A 2,119-nucleotide genomic window follows, 5' to 3' on the forward strand; every position below is an offset into this window, starting at 1 on the left:
ATATACAATGCTGTTTTTCTAATGGCGGTCATTAGAAAATGACAAGAAGCTTTTTCTAATGACCGATTTGGGTTTATATGGCTCGTAAAAAAGAATGTAAATCAAATAAGGAAGGACGAATTTTCATAGTAAAACCAACCATTGACATGATGTTATCAACTTGTATTAATGTGAAGCTGGTAGCTAATTTGGGAGGTTTTGAGTATTCTAATTTTGTAAAGACCTGCAAGTTGGGAAAAGACATACGCCTAAGTTCTTTAGAGCGATGTGCAACTGCGTTTGGTAGGGACACTCTTGTCATTCATCTACCCGCAGGACTTGTCGAATCGGTAGCAAACCCACAAGTACACCATAGTGGACTTTTTCATACGATAGAGGAAGCTGAACTCAAAATAGTGTTGAGGGAGATACTCAAAATTAAAAAGTCACAATTCTTGCCTTACTTGGAGTTGTTCTTTTCAGTTCTTGAAGAAAGTAATGGCTGTACAGAAGATCTTTTACAAAGGCTGATAAAAGTGCTTCAAAATACTATAGATGAAAATGGAAAATAATAATTCACTATTTGATGAAATCAGAACACTGCGTGAAGAATTGCATCAAGTGGTTTCGTTTATCGTGGAGCTTAAACGTGACTATACCGTTTTGGAGGAACAGATAGAATTAGGCTCTTCAGACGTTCTTCGTCTTCTTGGCATTTCCAAGGCTTCCCTTGCACGATGGCGAGATAATAATACGATTCCTTATCGCTACATATCAAGCAATCATGTTGTATATCCCTTTAAGGGAGTCTACATTGCTATAAAATCTGGGCGTGCAACTTTTAAGGGGTTCCGACGCTTGGAAGCCTTGCAGCGTCTTAATGCCTATAGGGATGGAATTATAAAAGGATATATGGGTGATAATCCCCAAACTTTGTTTGAAGAGTTATGAACTTAAAAGAAGAAATTTTACGAAGAACCAATCATGGATTGGAAGTGTTTTATTATTACATGCCGATAGATTTCGTTCCAAAGCGCAATTTTCGCAATCCTCTGTATAATGACAGGCGTGCATCATGCAATATATACTTTGATGAAAAATCGCAATGCTATCGTATGAAGGATTTCGGTAATGAAGCGTATTCTGGTGACTGTTTTTGGTTTGCTGCCGCAATTATGGGACTTGATGTTCGTACAGAGTTTAGAAAGGTGCTGGCTACGATTGTACACGACTTGGGACTCAATATTTCTATAGAAAACAGAGGCGCATCGGAGCAAAGTAGAAGTTATACAATGAGCACTTTTTCTGTAGGACATAAGAATGCTGTTTCTGCAACTCCAGAAAACAAACGCTGGTTTAAGATTCATGAACAACCTTTCAATGAAGAAGAAAAGAATTTTTGGTTACGATATGGAATAACGGACAGAACATTGAAGCAATACAGCGTGAAGTCGCTGCGAAGTTATGAAGCCATCTCCTGTCAAGGTAAACAGTTCACGCTAAGCTCTACGAAAGGAGAGCCAATATTCTGTTACATCATGGGAGATTTTATAAAGATATATCGTCCGTACAGCAAATTGCGCTTTCTTTACGGAGGCGAGAAATTGAAAGATTATGTCTTTGGATTTGAGCAATTGCCCACCAAAGGCGACATTCTCTTTATCACAGGTGGAGAAAAGGATGTGCTCTCGTTATATGCACATGGCTTCAATGCGATATGCTTCAACAGTGAAACGGCTTCTATACCAGAAAATATCATTGAAAGCCTACAACTCCGCTTTAGGCACATCATCCTGCTTTATGATATGGATGACACAGGACTGCGTGAAGCACAGAGACAGATGGAACTATTGGCACAGTATAATGTACTACACTTGGAGTTGCCTCTTCAAGGAATTAAGAGTGAAAAAGACATCTCTGACTTCTTTGCCTTGGGGAGGACGGAACATGAATTACAATCTTTGCTTACGGATAAACTTTCTGAATTATACACACAAACAATAATGATGTTGCGTTCCTGCGAAATAGACTACGAAAACCCTCCTGATATTTCCAAATCGATGGTGGCTGTGAATGGTGTCCCATTGGGAACCCAAGACAATCTATTCTGCATCACCGGAGGAGAAGGTACGGGCAAGAG

At 39.3% G+C, this 2,119-nt stretch carries 3 protein-coding genes; all 3 read left to right on the forward strand.

Going from position 1 to position 2,119, the window contains the following annotated elements:
- Positions 1-77: 77 nt before the first annotated feature.
- Positions 78-551, forward strand: coding sequence for a hypothetical protein (locus DEM91_RS12385; protein ID WP_249859108.1), 474 nt, complete (start codon positions 78-80; stop codon positions 549-551).
- Positions 535-930 carry a hypothetical protein gene (locus DEM91_RS12390; protein WP_004339723.1) on the forward strand — a complete coding sequence of 132 codons (396 nt, stop codon included), beginning with the start codon at positions 535-537 and terminating at the stop codon, positions 928-930. Before DEM91_RS12385 ends, DEM91_RS12390 begins: the two co-directional genes overlap by 17 nt.
- A partial coding sequence (locus DEM91_RS12395) for a toprim domain-containing protein (RefSeq protein ID WP_249859109.1) occupies positions 927-2,119 on the forward strand: 1,193 nt, incomplete at its 3' end. The genes DEM91_RS12390 and DEM91_RS12395, both read left to right, overlap by 4 nt.

The sequence above is a fragment of the Prevotella sp. TCVGH genome, from assembly GCF_023522295.1.
GTDB classification, from domain to species: domain Bacteria; phylum Bacteroidota; class Bacteroidia; order Bacteroidales; family Bacteroidaceae; genus Prevotella; species Prevotella timonensis.